Raw genomic sequence first — 18508 nt, forward strand, 5'->3', positions numbered from 1 at the left:
CCCATCGTCGACACCTGGTGGCAAACCGAAACCGGCGCCATCATGATCTCCCCCCTCCCCGGAGTCACCACCACCAAACCCGGCGCCGCCATGACCCCACTACCCGGCATCAGCGCACAAGTCGTCGACGAAGAAGGCACACCCGTACACCTCGGAGAAACCGAAGCCAACGGCTACCTCGTCCTGGACCAACCCTGGCCCGCGATGCTACGCGGCATCTGGGGCGACACAGACCGCTACCGCGCCACCTACTGGAACCGCTACACCGAACAAGGCTGGTACTTCGCCGGAGACGGCGCCAAACTCGACACCGACGGCGACCTCTGGATCCTCGGCCGCGTCGACGACGTCATGAACATCTCCGGACACCGCATCTCCACCGCCGAAGTCGAATCAGCCCTCGTCGGACACTCCGGCGTCGCCGAAGCCGCCGTCGTCGGCGCCACCGACCCCACCACCGGCCAAGGCATCGTCGCCTTCGTCATCCTCACCACCCACACCACCAACACCGGCCAAACCCTCATCAACGAACTCAAAACCGAAGTCGCCCACCAAATCAGCCCCATCGCCCGACCCCGCGAAATCCACATCGTCCCCGAACTACCCAAAACCCGCAGCGGCAAAATCATGCGACGACTCCTCCGCGACATCGCCGAAGGCCGCGAACTCGGCGACACCTCCACCCTCGTCGACCCCACCGTATTCCAGGCGATCGCCCGAGGCTGACCCGTTCGGCGGACCCGGCTTCGATGAGGGGGCCGGGTCTACCCGGCGCCACCTCTGTCGTCTGGACCACCGAGGCCGAGGTGCGACTACCCCTTCGGCGCGGCCGTCGTCACCCGATTGCTGGTCAAGCCGGTGATCTCCTTCGTTTTCGGCAGAGCTCGCCACCGCCGACCGCGCCCTTCGCACCTGACCGCCCCCGGGACGCGGGAGGTCGCACGGTGGACTTCCTCGGACGCATGAATGTAACGACACGATTGCCGACGGAGGCGAAGCGGTCTCGAATTCCCGCCATCGCCGGGCGGCGCGGATTACCGTTGCCCCATGACGCGTCGTGCACGTCTATTCGGTGTAGCCGCAATTTCGGTCGTCGCACTGGTGGTGAGCTGCGCTTCGTCGGATACCGACGAGTCGGCCACCACCACCGCGACGGCGCGCGAACTCCCGCCCAACCAGGTGGTCGGGCTGGCCCTACCCGAGAACGCCGTCGAAGTTGCGGTGGGTGAACTGGACGGGCTGATCGACTCGTTGATGTCGGAGTCCGGAATTCCCGGTATGGCGGTGGCCGTCGTCCACGGCGGGAAGACCGTGTACAGCAAGGGTTTCGGCGTGCGCGAGGCAGGGCGCGACGAACGTGTCGACGCCGACACCGTATTCCAGCTGGCCTCGGTGTCGAAATCCCTGGCGGCCACGGTGATCGCGCACCAGGTGGGGACCGGGTCGGTGGAATGGGAGACACCCATCGTCTCGAAGTTGCCGTGGTTCGCGCTCGGCGATCCGTATGTCACGGCCGATGTCACCATCGGCGATATGTTCTCCCATCGCAGCGGGCTGCCCGACCACGCGGGCGATCGGCTCGAGGATATGGGCTTCGACCGCAGGCAGGTGCTGCAGAGATTGCGCCTGGAACCGCTCGACCCTTTCCGGATCACCTACCAGTACACCAATTTCGGTGTCACGGCCGCCGCCGAGGCGGTCGCGCAGGCGGCGGGCACGGACTGGGAGCGACTGTCGAACGACACCCTGTACGCACCGCTCGGCATGACCGCCACCAGTTCACGTTTCGATGATTTCCAGGCGCGACCGAACCGGGCCGTCGGACATATGTCGGTCGACGGACGATGGGTCGCGCGAGCCGTGCGCGATCCCGATGCGCAATCACCCGCGGGCGGGGTCAGTTCCTCGGTGCGGGATATGACCCGATGGCTCGCCATGCTCCTGGGCGAGGGCGAATTCGGCGGCACGAAGATCGCGCCGAAGGCAGCGCTACTTCCCGCGATCACCCCGCAGATGATCTCCGCCCCGGCGAGCGCCCCCGACGCGCGGGCGGGGTTCTACGGATTCGGCTACAACGTCTCGACGACGTCGGCCGGTCGCGTCACCTACAGCCATTCGGGCGCCTTCTCCCTCGGCGCGGCGACGAATTTCCTGGTCATCCCGTCCGCCGACGTGGCGATCGTGGCACTGACCAACGCCGCGCCCATCGGCGTGCCCGAAACGCTGACGGCCGAATTCTCCGACATCCTTCAGTACGGCAAGGTCACGCAGGACTGGCGTCGGCTGTACAAGAACGCCTTCGCCGGGATGAGCAGCCCCGAAGGGGAGTTGGCCGGAAAGCCGTCGCCCGCGAATCCAGCACCCGCCCGGCCGCTGAGTTCCTACGTCGGTAGCTACGCCAACGACTACTGGGGACCGGCCGCGATCACCGAAACCGGCGGCGCGCTGACACTGACGATCGGACCCGCGGGTCGGACCTATCCGTTGAGACACTGGGACGCCGATACCTTCACCTTCGAACTCCTCGACGAGAACGCCCCGCCGGGAACCATCTCCCGGGCGAGTTTCGCGGGTGACACCCTGACCCTCGAATATTTCGACGACGACGGACTCGGCGTCTTCCGCCGCTGAGTGATGGCGCTGTCAGCGGCGCGAGCACGTTCGGTTCCCCTATTTATCGGTAGCCGATTGCTATGGTCACTGGTGTCCAGGGACCGGCAGTAGGCGAGGTGGAGGACTCGAGTGGCTCCGAAGTGTGGTTCGGGCAAAGGTTTTCGGATGGTGCTGGGGGCGGTGGTCGCGGTGGTCGTCGCCACCGGACTGTCGGTCGGCGTGACACATACTTCCGCGCCGGATCTGGCTGCCTCGGTAGCAGAATGGACCGCACTGCACGACGGGCCGCAGCCCTATGCCGACGTGCGCATCGAATCGGATGTGCCGATCACCATGAGCGACGGGGTCGTGCTCGAGGCCAATGTGTACCGGCCGGTCGACGCCTCCGGCAAGGCCCCGGACTCGCCGATGCCAACGCTCGTCACCATGACGCCCTACACCAAACTGATGACCAATCTCATCGACTCGGCCATGGCGCTGCCGGGGCTGCAATCGCTGACCGTGGATCTGGCGAATCGGTTCAATCTGTCCGGCACCCCGATCAGCGGCTTCGGCGACCTGCTGCACGGCCTCGACGGCGGCACCGTGCAGACCGTGCTCGGCGTCGACAGGAAACTGGTGCGCAGCGGCTACACACTCGTCGTCGCCGATGTGCGCGGCACCGGATTCTCACAGGGCTCGTGGGATACCCTCGGCGCGCGCGAACAACTCGACACCCGCGAGGTGATCGAGTGGGCGGCGCGCCAGACCTGGTCCGACGGGAGCGTCGGCATGACCGGCGGATCGTACGCGGGCATCAATCAGCTCCGCGCGGCCGAGAACGCGCCCGCACCCCTCAAGACCATCTTCCCCGTCGAACCCGGCAGCGATCTCATGCGCGACGTGGTGGCCCCCGGCGGTGGCATCGGCACCACCTTCCTGCCGATGTGGCTGAATTCGGTCAACCAGGCCAAGATGATTCCCGACGTGTCCTCGATGTTGCGCGGCACCTTCGACTGGGCGTGGCTCCAGGAACGCGTGTCCGACCCGCTGACCAACTACGACCTGCTCGTGCAGGCGCTGACGACACCGGCCATGGACGAATTGCCGCCCGCGCTGGAGTCGGCACTGGACGAATCGAGCGCGTTCCGGCAGGGCATTCTCGGGCATCCGGAGCGAATCACGGTGCCCACCTTCGTCTACGGCGGCTGGCACGACATCTTCGCCAACAGCGCGACCAAGATCTACAACGCGATTCCGCTCGCCGCCGAGCCTGCCCCCGCGCGGGAACCGGGCGGCGCGGACGCTACCGCGGCCCCGCGGCCCACCTCCGCCCGCACACCGGCGGGCGCTTCGATGAAGAAGCTCGTCGTCGGCGATACCTACCACGCCAATCCCGGCGCGGGGACCGGCGTTCCCGGCGCGCCGCCGCGGCTGGACGTCCTGCAGCGGGCGTGGCTGGACTACTGGCTCAAGGGCATCGACAACGGCATCGACGAATTCGGGCCTGTCGTCGTATGGGAACAGGGCGGCGGCTGGGTCACGCTGCCCGGATTCCCGCAGCCGGGCGTGACCCATCGGCGCGTCTACCTGTCCCCCACCGCCAGCGGCATCGTCGAGACCAGCCTGCACGACGGATCTCTCGGCGCGGCTGCTCCGAGTGTCACCGAAACTCTCACTGTCGCACCCGGCCTGTCCAACGCGTGTTCGCGCGACGCGGCCCAGGGTTCGGCGGGCATGGGGTCGGTTCTGGACCTCTGCGCCAAGGATTCGCGCGTCGCCGAGACCAATGCACTCACCTTCACCAGCGCACCGGTCGACGCCGCGACGGTGATCTCGGGACCGATCAACGCCCACCTCCTGACCGTCCACGACACCACCGACGGGTACTGGAGCGTGACCGTGAACGATGTCGCCCCCGACGGCGCGTCCACCGTGCTGACCACCGGCCAGCTGACCGCCTCGCTGCGCGCCGTCGACGAAGCCAGGAGCACCCGCTCCGCCAACGGCGATTTCACCGCGCCGTACAACCCGATCACCGCCGACAGCCACGAACCCGTCGTCCCCGGCCGCCCCGTCGCCCTGGATATCGCCGTCATCCCCACCCAGGCGGTGCTGCGACCGGGCCACCGCCTGCGCGTCGACATCTTCGCCGCGAACGCGCCGAAGGCATTGCCCTTCCGTCCCCTGCTCAACGCCTCCGAGCTGAAACCCCAACATCTGCTGCTCGACCCGGATGCGCCGAGTTTCCTCAATATTCCGACCGATCGCCCGCTGTAGCGCCAGATGGCAGTCGGTCATCCCGACGGCGGGAAGCGCGCCATGATTGTCGCTGTCGCGGTGCTGATCACCGTCTGCGCCGTGCACTACGGGCGCGCCGACGACCATTCCGGCGTCGCGGTGGCTTCCGCGGCGGTCGCTGTCCTCGTGCTGTTCGAAGTGGTGATCAGAATGGGCCGTCGGCGCTGACACCCGTTCGCGCCGCCGGGGGGCGGGCTATCGAAACAGTCGGGCGCGAAACAGTCGGGCGCGAAACAGTCGGGCGCTGACCCGGATTACGCTGGACCGAGGCGTTGCGCTGCGCCGGGTAACGCACCGATGTGTTTGCGCGCGGATCGCGGCACACCGCGACGCGGATGCCTCACCGGGGCCGGGACATGGCCTACCGTGAGGGGCTGTGGAGCCACTGCAGCGTTATGTCGCCGAAGAGATCGCCACGGACCACGCCGAGGGATTCCTGGCACGCCGGGAGGCACTACGCCGCCTCGGCCTGCTCGGCCTCGGGGCGGGCGCCGCCACCGCGCTGCTGGCCGCGTGCGGCTCAGGTGAGCAAACCCCCACCCCCGTTCCCGTCACCGCGACGACGACAGCCGGGGCGCCACCCGGCAGCGCCGCGGCGGTGCCGACGACACCGATCACCTATCCGGGTCAGGACGGCAGGACATTGCGGGGCGCGTGGGCGGCGGCGGCCGAGCCGAGGGGCGCGGTGCTCGTCATCCACGAGAATCGCGGCCTCACCGATCACATCCGTTCGGTAGCGGGCCGATTCGCGGGCGCGGGGTACAGCGCGCTGGCCGTCGACCTGCTCTCCGACCGGGGCGGCACCGGCGCTTTCCCCGATCCCGCCGAGGCCACCGCCGCATTGACCGCGACGCCACAGGATCGTCTGCTTGCCGATCTGCGCGCCGGACTCGACGAGCTCTCCCTGCGTGCGCCGGGAAAGAAACTGGGCGCCACCGGATTCTGCTTCGGCGGCGGACTCACCTGGCTTTTGCTCGCCACGGGGACACCCGGATTGGCCGCGGCCACACCGTTCTACGGTCCCTTCCCCGACAACGGTGATCTCTCCGGCACGAAGGCCGCGGTGCTGGGGATCTACGCGGCACAGGACAACCGGGTCAACGCCTCACGCCCCGCCGCGGAGGCGGCACTGCGACGCGCGGGCCTGACCTACCGGATCTTCACCGCTCCCGACGCCAACCACGCCTTCTTCAACGACACCGGAACCCGCTACCAGCCTGTCGCCGCCGCCGAAGCGTGGCGTCAGGTCACCGAATGGTACGGAACCCGTCTCGGCTGATCTCGCGGCGCGATCAGAACGGGGTGTTATCGAGCCACCGGCTGAAAACGGCGGCGTCACCGTGGATTTCGAGACCCGGGTGGTCCGCCGGGATGCGCCGCAGTATCGCAAGGAGCAGCGCGACGGCGGCGCCGCGCACGGCGACGGTCCCCTTGGCATGGCCGTGATCCCATTCGATACCCGAACCCGTCCCGCGAATGGTCCACTCACCGGCGGAATCGAGGCCGGGATCGGTGGCGTGCAGGTGCATGGTGACGCCGTCGGGCAGGGCGGCAACCGGACTGCCGCGCAGCGCGGTGTCGAGCAGACCCAGCCATTCGGAGATGCCGTCGGCGGCGAGATCGGCGCTCATGGTCACCTCCCGATCGAGTGCGAGCAGGACATCGGCACGGTGCACCGTGGCCTCGTGCAGGCGGCGACGGATCCACCATTCGGCGGGGCACGGCGGGCCGAACAGTGCCCACACCCGCACCTCGGATCCGGTGGCGTCGACGGCGTCCAGCACCAGCCGGGCACTGTCGCGCAACCACCGCGCGGCGGCGTCGGGATCCTTTGGCATCGCGCCCTCGGGAACCGCGCGGAAGTCGAGTCGCTCGGTGGCCCGCTCGGTGATCATGGCGGCGGCCCAGCGATGGCCGCGCCCGACGTGGGTCATCAGGTTGGCCAGCGACCAGCCGGGACAGGCCGGGATCGGCGTCGCCGGATCGGCGGTCCGCATGAGGTCGGCGAGTGCGTCGGTTTCGGCGGTCAACGCCGCACGGTAGTCAACCGTGATGGAGGGTGTCACCCGACCGAGACTATCCGCGCCCATTCCCGTCGGCACGGTGGCATTCGGTCCCTGCCACGTACTCCCGATCGACGGCGACCCGCGAAACACCGTGCGCGATGCGGCGACACGCCGAACGGCGAATATCGGAATGCCGGATTGAACCTCCCGATGCGCTGCCCCGTTGACAGTCTGAACAGCGATACCGGCCAGCGTCGAGTCCGGGATCGCGCGGCCGTGTACCGAAGCGGCCTGCCATCGAGGAGATCCAATGAAACGTCTCGGGCCCTGGCTCACCCTTGCGGTGGTCGCCGTCCTCGGCCTCATCCTGCTGACCGTCAATATGTCCAAGGAATCGACACCGACCGCCGCGCAGACGACAGCCACGACAGCGGCGACCACAACCGCAGCGACCACAACCGCGGCGACGCCGACGAGTGCCGCACCCGCGCCATTCCCCGCGAACGCGGATTACGTCGGCACGATCACACCGGCCACCGGCGGCGCGCTCACCCTCGAAATCACCGTCGAGGGCGAGAAGGCCATCGCCTACCTGTGCGACGGCGCGTCGATCGAATCCTGGCTGCGCGGCAGCGCGGTGAACGGCCGTCTCCAGCTCACCGGGAAGAACGACGCGACACTCGACGGTGCGTCGAGCGGCCCCGGAGTCGGGGGACGGATCACCGTCGCGGGTAAGCAGTGGGATTTCACCGCCGCACCGGTGACCCCGCCCGCGGGCCTCTACATCTACACCGATAACGGAGCACGGCAGAGTTGGATCGTGAACTCCGCCGGTGCCGTCACCGGCGTGCAGCGCGCCGCCGACGGCGCCACCTCGCCCGCCCCCGCTCTCGCTCCCGACGCGACGGCGCTCGTCGGCGGCAAGAAGATCACGGCGAACAAAGTGAGCGGTGGCGATGATGTCGGCTGACAACACCACACCGACCGGTGGCGGAATCCGTTCCGCGGCACCCGCTCTCGCCATCACCGGCGCCGTGCTGATCGGGGCCGCCGTCGCGATATCGCTCGGCGTATACGCGAAAGCGCACGATCCACGATTCTTCTCGATCAATGTGGCGGGATTCTCCAGCCCGGTCGCGGTGAAATCCTGGCTCGCCACCCTGGCCGCGGCGCTCGCGGTCTTCCAATTCGGTTCGGCCCTGGCCATGTACGGCAAGATCCCCGGGGTGGCCGCGCCCCGGTGGATCGGCCCCGCACACGTCTGGTCCGGACGACTCGCCGTCGTGGCGAGTGTTCCCGTCGCGGTGCACTGCCTGTACGCGTTGGGATTTCAGGATTACGAGCCCCGCGTGCTGTGGCACTCGCTGCTCGGCTGCTTCTTCTACGGCGCCTTCGTCACCAAGATGCTGCTGCTCACGCGCAAGGGTCTGCCCGGGTGGGCGCTCCCCGTCGCGGGTGGGCTGGTCCTCACCGGACTGATCGGTATCTGGCTCACCTCGGCGCTGTGGTTCTTCCAGAACAACGGCCTCATCTTCTGAACGGAGCTCCACAATGAACAACGTGACCAACAACGAACTCGATCGCCGCGCCGTCGTCGCGGGCGCGGGGATACTCGCGACAGCCGCCGCGCTCACCGCCTGCTCGACCTACGGCAAGGATTCCGACGCGACTCCGGCGGCTTCCCCCTCCCCGGCCCCCGCCGGGCAACCGGGCAGCGCCGGGCAACCGGGCAGCGCCGGGCAACCGGGCAGCGCCGGGCAACCGGGCAGCGCCCCGAACGCCCTGGCCAAAACCGCCGATATCCCGGTGGGCGGTGGCGTGATCGTCGGCAATACGGTGGTGACCCAGCCGAGCGCGGGCACCTTCGTCGGCCTGGACAGCACCTGCACGCACGCGGGATGCAAGGTGTCCGAGATATCGGACGGCACCGTCAACTGCCTGTGCCACGGCAGCAAATTCGGCCTGGACGGCTCGGTGGTCGCCGGACCCGCGAAACGCCCGCTCGCCACGAAGAATGTCCGCGTCGACGGCGATTCGGTGGTCAGCGGCTGAGCCGATCCCGACCGGGCACACGAGAAGACGTACGGCGGGCGCGACACGCGCTCGCCGTATCCATCGACGGGATCAGGCGTCGCCGAACACCTCGGCCATCCGGCGGTCCATCTCGTCGGGAGATACGTCCTCGACGTGGGTGGCGACCGTCCAGCGGTGCCCCCACGGATCCTCGAAACCGCCGCTGCGATCGCCGTAGAACTGATTCGCCATGGGAGTCAACTCCCTGCCGCCCCCGGCCAGGGCGGCGGCGAAGGCCGCGTCGGCGTCCTCCACGTAGACATAGAGGTTCACCGGGGTGCCGCCGACCGTCCTCGGGTCGAGGAAATCCATGTCGGGGGCGGGATCGCCGAGCATGATGATCGAACTACCCAGCATCAACTCGCAATGGGCGATCTTGCCGTCGGGACGTGGCATTCGCATACGCTCCACGGCGCCGAATACAGTTTTGTAGAAATCGATGGCGGCGGCGGCTCCGTCGACCGCCAGCCCGGGCGAGACCACCGGGTATCCATCGGGAACTGATTTGACATCGGGCATGGAGGACCTCCGATCGCGGCGATTGTCGGTAGGTGCGAGCCTATTCCCGGATTTCACCGATCAATGCGTGTTCGACCGAATGTTTCGAGGAATTATCGATATCCGCTACGGTCCCGCGACGCCTTTCAGGCTGCGGACCTGGGCGGCGGTGAGATCGGTGAGGACACCGGGATCCACCGACTCCGGCGCGGTCACCGATACCTGGGTCAGCGTATTGCCGACCTGGACCACCGTCACCAACGAGACGAGCGTGAAACCCTCGCTGGTCAGTCGTAACTGGAACGAGGTCGAGGCGTCGCCCGCGACCGGTTGCGCCAGACCACCCAACCTGTATTCGACGACCGCGTCGTCGGCATCGGTTTCGGAATAGCTCCTACACTTGCGCAGCGTCTGCTGCACCGCCTCGAACGCGCCCGCGAGTGTGTCGTTCGAAAAGGTCGCGGCGTCGATATCGATACTGGAGAAGTTCGGGCCGTTGAATCCGACGGCATTTCTGGTCAGCGCGTCCGGACGTTGTCGCGCCAACGGTCGCAGCACCTGTGCGCATTCGGCGGGATTCGTCCGCGACTGCGCGCCGGTGGAGTCGAGATTCGATTGCGGCACCTGCTCCATCCCCTGCGGCAGATCCTCGGGGCCGAGCAGCTGCCGCCCCAGTACCGCCGCGTCGGTGAGGGGAGGCCCGCTCACGGGTGCGGCGGCGACGACCGGACCCAGTTCGGGCAGCGCACGACCGTCGTCGTTCGTCGAATCCGATCCGCAACCGGCCAGCAGTGCGGCACTCACGGCGGCCAGCAGGACCACGCCACCCCGGCTCACTCGGTCCACGAGACCTGCGTGGTGATCGTCTGCTGCAGATCGCTCGCGCTGCGCGGGTCACGGTAGGCCTGGTGACCGCCGACCGTGATGGAACCCGACACCGGAAGCGGCAGGCCGAGATCCACCGTGATGGTGCCCGTGCCCTCCATCGTGTAATCCGCGATATCGAGGATGCCCGCGTCATTGGGCAATGCCCACACCTGTGCCCTCGGCTTCTGCACCACGTGCAGATCGATGGTGAGCCGGTTGCCGTCGACACCGGTCAAGGTCGCGGTCGTCACCTGATCGAGGGTGACGCCACCGTCCACCTCCTGGTGCACGGTCCAGATCGCGCCCTCGCCGACCGGCTCGTCGGGGAACATGATCGAGCGGTAGACCGCTTGGTAGAAGGCCTGTTCCAACGCCGCGCGCGCGGCGTTGGAGGTATCGGGCGACGGCGCGAGCCGCAGGGCGGTGATGGCGCCGTCGTCGCTGAAGTCGAATCCGGCGTGGGTTCCGCCCACCGCGGTGAGCGCCTTGCTCAGCGTCGGATCGGGGCTTGTCACCGCGCCGATCGTCAGGTCGACCCCGTCGGAGCCCGCCTGCGCGATCAGCGGGATGGTCAGCGCGGGGGTCGAGAAATCGCGCACCGGTTGATCGTTGATCTGCTGTTCGATCCGATGGTCGGTGCGCAACGTCACCTGCTGGGTGGTGCCCGCGACATAGTTGGGACGCAACACCGCACGGGGTTCGGCCCCCGGCGACACCACGGTCGCGGCCGAGGCCGAGATGGGCACGGTCACTTCCTTGCCGATGCCGAGTGGTTCGGTGCCGTCGGTGGCGACCACCGCGTCGGAATCGTCGCCGCAGCCGACGCCGAACGCCGAGAGCCCGACCGCGAGCATCACGAGCAGAACGCCCGAGCGCGCGATGCGGGGTACGTGGGGGGAAGACAACACCGTCACAAGGCACAGAGTACGACCGCTTCCTGAGTGTCAGCTGGGACATCCGGATACCGGTCCGGACACCGTCGCGAACTCCTCGGACCGGAGGCGCGGCGCGTGCGTCCGCGCGCTCGAGAGATGATGAACGTCGTGAGTGACGACCGGCCGACCGAGGACAACGCCGCAGACCGCGCGGCGCCGCCACCCGACGACGCGGTACCACCGACGGAAGAACCGGCCGCCGATGCCGAGGCGACGGCCCCGGCGGCGGCCGAGCGACCGCGACGGCTGACAACCCTTCTGCTCATCGCCGTCGTGCTGTACGGCCTCGATCTGCTGACCAAAACGCTCGTGGTCGCCCATCTCACCCCGGGTGACCCGGTCTCGATCATCGGCGATTTCGCCCGGTTCACCCTGGTGCGCAACCCGGGCGCGGCGTTCTCCATGGCGACCGGCATGACCTGGCTGCTGACCCTGGTCGCCGCCGCCGTGGTGATCGGCGTGATCCGGATCGGCCGCACCCTGCGCTCGCCGTGGTGGGCGATCGGGCTCGGTATGGTGCTCGGCGGCGCGCTCGGGAATCTGACCGACCGGCTGTTCCGCGCGCCGGGACCGCTACAAGGACATGTGGTCGACTTCGTCGCCATCGGCTGGTGGCCGGTATTCAACGTGGCGGATTCGGCCATCGTCTGCGGCGCTATCCTGCTGGTGACGCTGACCGTCTTCGGATTCGAGCCGGACGGCACGAGGACGGGGCGCGATTCCGGCGGTGGCACGAGCACCGAGAAGGCCGACGAGACGAATCCGGCCGCGGGCACGATGACGACCGACGAGGCCGATCGGCCTCCGACCACCGACGGCTCCGCCGGCGCGAGCGGCACCGAGAGTGCCGGACAGGAGAACGCCGCGTGAGGGAAACCAGAACCATGCCGGTGCCGGACGGACTCGACGGCATGCGGGTGGACGCGGGACTGTCGCGGCTGCTCGGTCTTTCGCGCACCGCGGTCGCGCAGTTGACTTCCGACGGGTCGGTGCAGTTGGACGGCGTGCCCGCGGGCAAATCCGATCGGCTGGTCGCGGGCGCGTGGCTCGAAGTCGAATTCCCCGAACCCAAGCGCGAATTGACCATCGAGGCCGAACCGGTGGAGGGGATGAGAATTCTCTACGCCGACGACGATATCGTCGCGGTCGACAAGCCGGTCGGCGTCGCCGCGCATACCGGTGTCGGCTGGTCGGGCCCCACCGTGGTCGGCGGTCTCGCGGCGGCGGGATATCGCATCTCCACCTCGGGCGCGCACGAACGGCAGGGCATCGTGCACCGGCTGGACGTCGGCACCTCCGGGGTGATGGTGGTCGCGCAGTCCGAGCACGCCTACACGGTGCTCAAGCGCGCGTTCAAACAGCGGACCGTCGACAAGCGCTATCACGCACTGGTGCAAGGACATCCGGATCCGAGCAGCGGCACCATCGACGCCCCGATCGGCCGGGCGCGCGGCAACGACTGGAAATTCGCCGTCACCGCGGACGGCCGCCCCAGCATCACCCACTACGACACCATCGAGGCGTTCCAGGCCGCGAGCCTGCTCGATATCCATCTGGAAACCGGTCGCACCCACCAGATCCGCGTGCACTTCTCCGCGATCCGCCACCCGTGCTGCGGTGATCTCACCTACGGCGCCGACCCGCGCCTGGCCGAACGCCTCGGGCTGCAACGCCAATGGCTGCACGCCCACACTCTCGGCTTCCACCATCCCGCCGATGGCCGCTATCTCGAGATCACCAGCGAGTACCCCGACGATCTGAAGAACGCGCTGAGCGTCCTGCGCGATGCCTGACCTGTCCGCTTCCGAACGCGAGGCGGCCCGCGCGGCGGCGCTCGCCGCGCTGGAGGGTCCTTCCGGCGCCAGTCGGCCTGCCGCCGTGCGGGCCGCGCTGATCGTCGTCGGGGTGATCGCCGCAGTGGCGTTCATGACGGTGCTCGGGGAGCTGAATCCGCCTCGGCCGCTCGGTATCTCGACCGACCGACTGGGGCCGGAACGCGGACAGCCGGTGCCGGACTATCTGACACGGGCGCGCGATTCGCTCGCAGGCGCCGAGGACGGCGAGCGATGGGCGCTGGTGTCGTTCACCGAAGAGATACGGCCCGAACAGATTCCGGCGCACAGCGGCGGACTGCGGATCGCGCAGGTGCTGCATCGGGTACCGATCGCCGACGCGCAGCCCCCGCTCGTCGCCGTGCAGGTCCCGGCGGGCGATGGTGTGGCCGTCGCGTCCGCCGACGCGGCGGCGTGGCAGTTGCTCGCCGTGCTCGAACAGACCGACCCCGCCGCGGTGGACGCGCGCTACCGCGACGTGGTCACCGAGTCGGCGCGGGGTTTGCGCGCCGGTTGCGCCTGCACGGTGGGACTGGTCGTCCGGGGTCCGCTGCCCCGGCTGCGGGAACTCGCCGCCGCCGACGGGGTCCGCGCCGTCGAGGCGCTGCCCGCCGACGCGGTCGCGGGACAGTTCGCGGTCTCGCCGCTGATCCCGGCACGACGCGATCTCGCCGCGACGCGATCCGATCCTCAGTCCGGCAGCGTCACCACCCCGTCGAGATAGCGGCGGCACCGCCCGAGTAGCAGCACCCGGTCCCCGACGAGTTGACAACGCAATGCGCCGCCGCGCCGGGACAGCTGTCGGGCCAACAGGTCGGTGCGCCCGATCTGCCCGGCCCACAGGGGAACCAGCTGGGCGTGCGCGGAACCGGTGACGGGGTCCTCCGGCACGCCGAGGCCGGGCGCGAAGACGCGTGAGACGATATCGACCTCGTCACCGCGGGCGGTGAGAACGGCGGCGCGGCGCAGCGGCGGGAACGCGGCGATCATCGGGCGGGCGCGGCGGACTTCGGCTTCCGAGGCGACGACGATCACCTCGTCGGCCCCGGAGAAGGCGCGGACCGGGTTCACCCCCAGCGCCGCGACGAGTGCGGGCGGCGGCTCGATCTCCACGGAATCGACCGCGGGCAGATCGAGGACGTATTCGTCGTCATCGGTGCGATCGACGTGCACCCAGCCGCCCCTGGTGAAGAAACTCACCATATCGGCGCCGGGATGGGCGTCCTCCAGTATCTGCGCCGCGGCGGCCAGGGTGGCGTGGCCGCACATATCGATCTCGGCGGCCGAGGTGAACAAGCGCAGGTGGAAGACCGGCCGGTCTTCGGGCGGCACCCCCGCCTCCGGGGGTAAGCGCGAGGTGTAGAAGGCGGTTTCGGCGAGACTGTTCGCCTCGGCCAGACTGCGCAGCAACTCGTCCGGCAGCCACGCACGCAGCGGCATGACCGCGGCCGGGTTACCCGAGAACGGTGCGTCGGCGAACGCGTCGATCCGGTGCAGCAGAACCTCCATATCGGAGAAGGTACTCCAACGCCGAATGACCGCTTCGCACAAGGCTTCTCGCGGCGCGGCGGGTCGGGCGTCCAGTTGACGTGAGGACCGATCCCGACGCCGGTTCCCCGGCAGCCGCGACTCAGGCGCTGCCGCCGGGCGAGGCCGGAATGAGCCTGCGCTGCTCCCCGTTGATCGCGCCGAACCACCAGGCCGCCTCGACCAGGACGATGCCGATGCCGCCGCAGATGAAGGCGGCGGTGGTGAGCCGGATATCGGAGGGATCGAGTTTGAAGAATTCCCGGGTGAAGGGCACCGTGAACAAGACGATGTAGGCGAGGATCGACGTCGCGAGGAGGACGACCTTCCACCACACGTAGGGCCGCGCCACGATGGCGAGCACCCAGACCGCGATCATGATCAGCGTGATGAGGGCGGTCGTGCCAGCCTGCACCTTCTGCTCCTCGGTCGCGTCCGCTCCCGCGTAGGCGATCAGATAGGACACGAAGGTCGCTATTCCGATCACCACGCCCGAGGGTATGGCCAATCGCATGACGCGCCCGACGAATCCGGTGCGGGCCCTTTCGTTGTTCGGGGCGAGCGACAGGATGAAGGCCGGGATGCCGATGGTGAACCAGGCAGCGATCGTGACATGTCTCGGCAGGAACGGATATCCGATCGGGTCGTAGTCGAAGATCTGCGAGCCGACACCGGCGATACCGACGAGGAAGGCCAGCAGCACCGAGTACACGGTCTTGGTGAGGAACAGATTCGAGACCCGCTCGATATTGCCGATCACCCGGCGGCCCTCGCCGACCACATAGGGCAGCGTCGCGAATTTGTTGTCGAGCAAGACGATCTGAGCCACCGCGCGGGTGGCCGGACTGCCCGCGCCCATCGCCACGCCGATATCGGAATCCTTCAGCGCCAGTACATCGTTCACGCCGTCACCGGTCATGGCGACGGTATGGCCACGCGATTGCAGCGCGGCGACCATGGCGCGCTTCTGGTCGGGGCGCACCCGGCCGAAGGTGGTCTCGCGCTCCAACACATCGGCGAGTTGCGCAGGGTCATCGGGTAATTCGCGGGCGTCGACCGCGTGATCGCCCCCGGGCAGTTCCAGCGAGGTCGCCACCGCGCCGACGGAGACGGCGTTGTCGCCGGAGATCACCTTGATCGAGACATTCTGATCGGCGAAGTATTCGAGGGTCGCTCTGGCGTCGGGACGAATTCTCTGCTCCAGCACGATCAATGCCGCGGGCCGCACGGTCCCCGGCGCGTCCGCCGCGTCGACGGAGCGATCGCTGCGGGCGAGCAGCAGGATGCGCAGCCCGGACGAACCCAGTTCCTCCGCGACGCGCGCGTCCTCGGAGGACGGGTCGAGCAGCACATCTGGCGCGCCGAGCAACCAGTCACCGTGCTCCCCGTAGGAGATGCCGCTCCATTTCTTGGCCGAGGAGAACGGCGCGATCGCCGTACTCTGCCAGCCCGGGCCTTCGCCGAGACCTTCCCCGATGGCCTGCACACTGGCGTTCGGACGCGGATCGTCGGCGGCCAGCGCGCTCGCCGCCCGTCGCACCTGCTCGTCGTCGAAGCCGTCGAGCGCCTTGATCTCCGACAACCGCATCCCGTTCTCGGTGAGCGTGCCGGTCTTGTCCGCGCAGACCACGTCGACGCGGGCCAGGCCCTCGATCGCGGGCAATTCCTGCACCAGGCATCGACGGCGTCCGAGCCGCACCACGCCGACGGCGAAGGCCACCGAGGTCATCAGCACGAGCCCCTCGGGAACCATCGGCACCAGTGCCGCGACCATGCCGGTCACGGCGGGTCGCCAACTCTGCCCGCTGGAGACGAGCTGGTTGTAGATGCTCAGCAGGCCCGCCGGAATCAGCAGATAGGTGATGACCTTGAGAATGGTGTCGATGCCGCTGCGCAGCTCCGATTTCACCAGCGTGAATTTGCTCGCCTCTTCGGCCAGCTTGGCGGCATAGGCATCGCGCCCGACCTTGGTCGCGCGGTAGGCGCCGCTGCCGGAGACCACGTAACTGCCCGACATGACCTTGCTGCCGACCGGCTTGTCGACCGGATCCGCCTCGCCGGTGAGCAGCGATTCGTCCACCTCGAGCAGCGCGGACTCCTCGGTCACGCCGTCGACGACGATCTGGTCGCCGGGACCGAGTTCGATCAGGTCGTCCAGCACCACGTCGTGTGGCGCGATCTGGGCGGATTTTCCGTCTCTGCGCACGATCGGTTTGGCCTGGCTGACGATCGCGAGCTGGTCCAGCGTCCGCTTGGCGCGGACCTCCTGGATGATGCCGACCGCGCTGTTGGCGATGATCAGCAGGCCGAACATGCCGTCGATCACCGATCCGGTAGCCATGACCAGGATGAACAGCACGCCGAGGATGGCATTGATCCGGGTGAAGACATTGGCCCGGATGATGTCGCGAACCGATCGGCTGGCCCGATCCGGCACATCGTTGGTACGTCCGTCTCGACGACGCTGCTCGACCTCCGTCGCCGTGAGTCCGGTCGCATCCGACGCCTGAACGGTTATCGACATGGCTGCCAGCCTAGCGACCCTGCCCTACCGTGACATCACGGCGAGTCGCCCACCCGAGACACCGTGCTCGCGCGGATGATGTGCGGTCCCCAATCCGTGGCCTCCGCGCGTCCGGACACCGTAGTCGGCCAACAGCTGTGTCGCGGAACGGTCTTCGATCGACCGGTGACCGAAGGACAGCATCCTGTCGCGGATTTCGTCGGCGGTGAAGAAACTGAGCCACGGTTCGCCCACCGCGGCGACGCGATCCACGCGGGCCTGCTGTGCCGCCGCGCGATCGTGCGGTGCCGACCCGCATACCCGCCACCCTGCCGACGCGCGCCGGTCCATACCGATCGGTTCGAGCCGAACCCGGACGGCGAAGTAGCCTCGGACGAGTGCGGCGAATCACGGCGGTCCCAGGTGTCGCGTTCGGAACGAGCGCATTTCTGATCTGGGGGCTGTTTCCCGCGTTCTTCGGTCTGCTCGCCTTCGCCGGACCTGCCGAGGTCGTGGCCCAGCGAATCGTCTGGACACTGCTGCTGGTGTTGGTCGTGCTCGCCCTCACCGGGCGGCTGCGCGAGATGCGCGGCATAGACGCCAGAACCTGGCGGATGGCGGCGGTGGCCTCGGCCGCCCTGTCCATCAACTGGGGCACCTACGTCTTCGGGGTGATCTCCGGCCACGTCGTGGAATGCGCGCTCGGGTATTTCATCAATCCGCTGGTAACCGTGGCGTTCGGGGTGGCGATCTTCCGGGAGCGGCTGGCCAGGGCGCAGTGGGCCGCGCTCGGACTCGGCGCGATCGCGGTGGCGGTGTTGACCCTCGATTACGGCAGGCCCCCGGTCATCGCGCTGGTCCTCGCGTGCTCCTTCGCCACCTACGGACTGGTGAAAAAGGTGATCCGGCTCGACGCCGTGCGCGGCATCGCCGCCGAGGGGATGGTAGCCGCGCCTTTCGCGCTCGGATTCATCCTGGTACTGGCGTTGACGGGCCGCAGCGCATTCGGTTCCGGCCCCGCGAACGCCGCGCTGATGGTCTCGACCGGCCCGGTGACGTTGGTTCCGCTGCTGCTGTTCGCCATCGCCGCACAACGGGTTCCGCTGTCGACGATGGGACTGCTGCAATATCTGACACCGGCACTGCAGATGGCGTGGGGCGTCGCGGTCGTTCACGAACCCATGCCCGCCTCACGTTGGGCTGGTTTCGCCCTGATCTGGGCCGCGCTGGCGATATTCACCGCCGACGCCCTGGTACGCACCCGCCGCACCCGGCGCTTCGCCGCACCCGTCACCGAAGAAGGCCCGGCACAAGCCCGCTGAAGCCGAAATCATCGAATCGGGGCCGTTCAGAGCATTATTCGTCCCATCGGCA

The 18508-nt window shown here is 68.3% G+C and carries 19 protein-coding genes; 12 read left to right on the forward strand and 7 right to left on the reverse strand.

Annotated elements, in window-relative coordinates; translation table 11 throughout:
- From ABZS43_RS29695 to ABZS43_RS29715, 5 genes are all read left to right on the forward strand, one after another.
- Nucleotides 1-726, forward strand: a 726-nt coding sequence (locus ABZS43_RS29695; protein WP_355039286.1) for an AMP-binding protein, incomplete at its 5' end; no start/stop codon positions are given.
- Nucleotides 727-1047: 321 nt separating this feature from the next.
- Complete coding sequence (locus ABZS43_RS29700; protein ID WP_355039287.1) at nucleotides 1048-2631, forward strand: serine hydrolase; 1584 nt, start codon at nucleotides 1048-1050, stop codon at nucleotides 2629-2631.
- A 147-nt stretch (nucleotides 2632-2778) separates the two neighbouring features.
- The gene (locus ABZS43_RS29705) at nucleotides 2779-4872 is read left to right on the forward strand and encodes a CocE/NonD family hydrolase (protein ID WP_355039288.1); all 2094 of its coding nucleotides are present in this window, start codon (nucleotides 2779-2781) and stop codon (nucleotides 4870-4872) included.
- 6 nt (nucleotides 4873-4878) lie between these two features.
- Nucleotides 4879-5061 carry a hypothetical protein gene (locus ABZS43_RS29710; RefSeq protein ID WP_355039289.1) on the forward strand — a complete coding sequence of 61 codons (183 nt, stop codon included), beginning with the start codon at nucleotides 4879-4881 and terminating at the stop codon, nucleotides 5059-5061.
- Nucleotides 5062-5269: 208 nt separating this feature from the next.
- The gene (locus tag ABZS43_RS29715; protein ID WP_355039290.1) at nucleotides 5270-6172 is read left to right on the forward strand and encodes a dienelactone hydrolase family protein; all 903 of its coding nucleotides are present in this window, start codon (nucleotides 5270-5272) and stop codon (nucleotides 6170-6172) included.
- Nucleotides 6173-6185: 13 nt separating this feature from the next.
- Here the strand turns inward: ABZS43_RS29715 and ABZS43_RS29720 are convergent, their stop codons facing one another.
- Nucleotides 6186-6959, reverse strand: coding sequence for a maleylpyruvate isomerase family mycothiol-dependent enzyme (locus ABZS43_RS29720; RefSeq protein ID WP_355039291.1), 774 nt, complete (start codon nucleotides 6957-6959; stop codon nucleotides 6186-6188).
- A gap of 250 nt (nucleotides 6960-7209) precedes the next feature.
- Between ABZS43_RS29720 and ABZS43_RS29725 the strand changes: the two genes are divergently transcribed.
- From ABZS43_RS29725 to ABZS43_RS29735, 3 genes are read left to right on the forward strand one after another with little or no spacing between them, the layout of a single operon-like run.
- Nucleotides 7210-7869 (forward strand): hypothetical protein, encoded by a 660-nt coding sequence (locus tag ABZS43_RS29725; protein WP_355039292.1) that lies wholly within the window; start codon nucleotides 7210-7212, stop codon nucleotides 7867-7869.
- A complete protein-coding gene (locus ABZS43_RS29730; RefSeq protein ID WP_355039293.1) occupies nucleotides 7859-8437 on the forward strand; it encodes a DUF6529 family protein in 579 nt (192 codons plus the stop codon). The genes ABZS43_RS29725 and ABZS43_RS29730 overlap by 11 nt, the downstream gene beginning before the upstream one ends.
- Before the next feature lie 13 nt (nucleotides 8438-8450).
- Nucleotides 8451-8951 carry a Rieske (2Fe-2S) protein gene (locus ABZS43_RS29735; protein WP_355039294.1) on the forward strand — a complete coding sequence of 167 codons (501 nt, stop codon included), beginning with the start codon at nucleotides 8451-8453 and terminating at the stop codon, nucleotides 8949-8951.
- 72 nt (nucleotides 8952-9023) lie between these two features.
- Here the strand turns inward: ABZS43_RS29735 and ABZS43_RS29740 are convergent, their stop codons facing one another.
- From ABZS43_RS29740 to ABZS43_RS29750, 3 genes are all read right to left on the reverse strand, one after another.
- Nucleotides 9024-9491 (reverse strand): VOC family protein, encoded by a 468-nt coding sequence (locus ABZS43_RS29740; protein ID WP_355039295.1) that lies wholly within the window; start codon nucleotides 9489-9491, stop codon nucleotides 9024-9026.
- A 105-nt stretch (nucleotides 9492-9596) separates the two neighbouring features.
- Nucleotides 9597-10316, reverse strand: a complete 720-nt coding sequence (locus ABZS43_RS29745; RefSeq protein ID WP_355039296.1) for a hypothetical protein — start codon at nucleotides 10314-10316, stop codon at nucleotides 9597-9599.
- On the reverse strand, nucleotides 10304-11251 hold the full coding sequence (locus tag ABZS43_RS29750; protein WP_355039297.1) for a hypothetical protein: 948 nt from the start codon (nucleotides 11249-11251) through the stop codon (nucleotides 10304-10306). The genes ABZS43_RS29745 and ABZS43_RS29750 overlap by 13 nt, the downstream gene beginning before the upstream one ends.
- Before the next feature lie 117 nt (nucleotides 11252-11368).
- Between ABZS43_RS29750 and lspA the strand changes: the two genes are divergently transcribed.
- From lspA to ABZS43_RS29765, 3 genes are read left to right on the forward strand one after another with little or no spacing between them, the layout of a single operon-like run.
- A complete protein-coding gene (gene lspA, locus ABZS43_RS29755; RefSeq protein WP_355039298.1) occupies nucleotides 11369-12142 on the forward strand; it encodes a signal peptidase II in 774 nt (257 codons plus the stop codon).
- Between the two features lie 14 nt (nucleotides 12143-12156).
- Entirely contained in the window at nucleotides 12157-13065 is a 909-nt protein-coding gene (locus tag ABZS43_RS29760) for an RluA family pseudouridine synthase (protein ID WP_355039350.1), read from the forward strand.
- Complete coding sequence (locus tag ABZS43_RS29765; RefSeq protein ID WP_355039299.1) at nucleotides 13058-13828, forward strand: hypothetical protein; 771 nt, start codon at nucleotides 13058-13060, stop codon at nucleotides 13826-13828. The genes ABZS43_RS29760 and ABZS43_RS29765 overlap by 8 nt, the downstream gene beginning before the upstream one ends.
- Here ABZS43_RS29765 and ABZS43_RS29770 read toward each other — a convergent pair.
- The 3 genes from ABZS43_RS29770 to ABZS43_RS29780 all read right to left on the reverse strand — a co-directional run bounded on the left by ABZS43_RS29770 (nucleotide 13795) and on the right by ABZS43_RS29780 (nucleotide 17407).
- Nucleotides 13795-14613 carry a PhzF family phenazine biosynthesis isomerase gene (locus ABZS43_RS29770; protein ID WP_355039300.1) on the reverse strand — a complete coding sequence of 273 codons (819 nt, stop codon included), beginning with the start codon at nucleotides 14611-14613 and terminating at the stop codon, nucleotides 13795-13797. The genes ABZS43_RS29765 and ABZS43_RS29770 overlap by 34 nt on opposite strands.
- 121 nt (nucleotides 14614-14734) lie before the next feature.
- On the reverse strand, nucleotides 14735-17155 hold the full coding sequence (locus ABZS43_RS29775) for an HAD-IC family P-type ATPase (RefSeq protein WP_355039301.1): 2421 nt from the start codon (nucleotides 17153-17155) through the stop codon (nucleotides 14735-14737).
- A 24-nt stretch (nucleotides 17156-17179) separates the two neighbouring features.
- On the reverse strand, nucleotides 17180-17407 hold the full coding sequence (locus tag ABZS43_RS29780) for a hypothetical protein (RefSeq protein ID WP_355039302.1): 228 nt from the start codon (nucleotides 17405-17407) through the stop codon (nucleotides 17180-17182).
- A 125-nt stretch (nucleotides 17408-17532) separates the two neighbouring features.
- On the opposite strand from ABZS43_RS29780, the gene rarD reads away from it, so the two are divergent.
- Entirely contained in the window at nucleotides 17533-18456 is a 924-nt protein-coding gene (gene rarD, locus ABZS43_RS29785; protein ID WP_355039303.1) for an EamA family transporter RarD, read from the forward strand.
- The last annotated feature ends 52 nt before the right edge of the window (nucleotides 18457-18508 follow it).

The organism is Nocardia sp. NPDC005366 (genome assembly GCF_040606855.1).
GTDB lineage: Bacteria > Actinomycetota > Actinomycetes > Mycobacteriales > Mycobacteriaceae > Nocardia.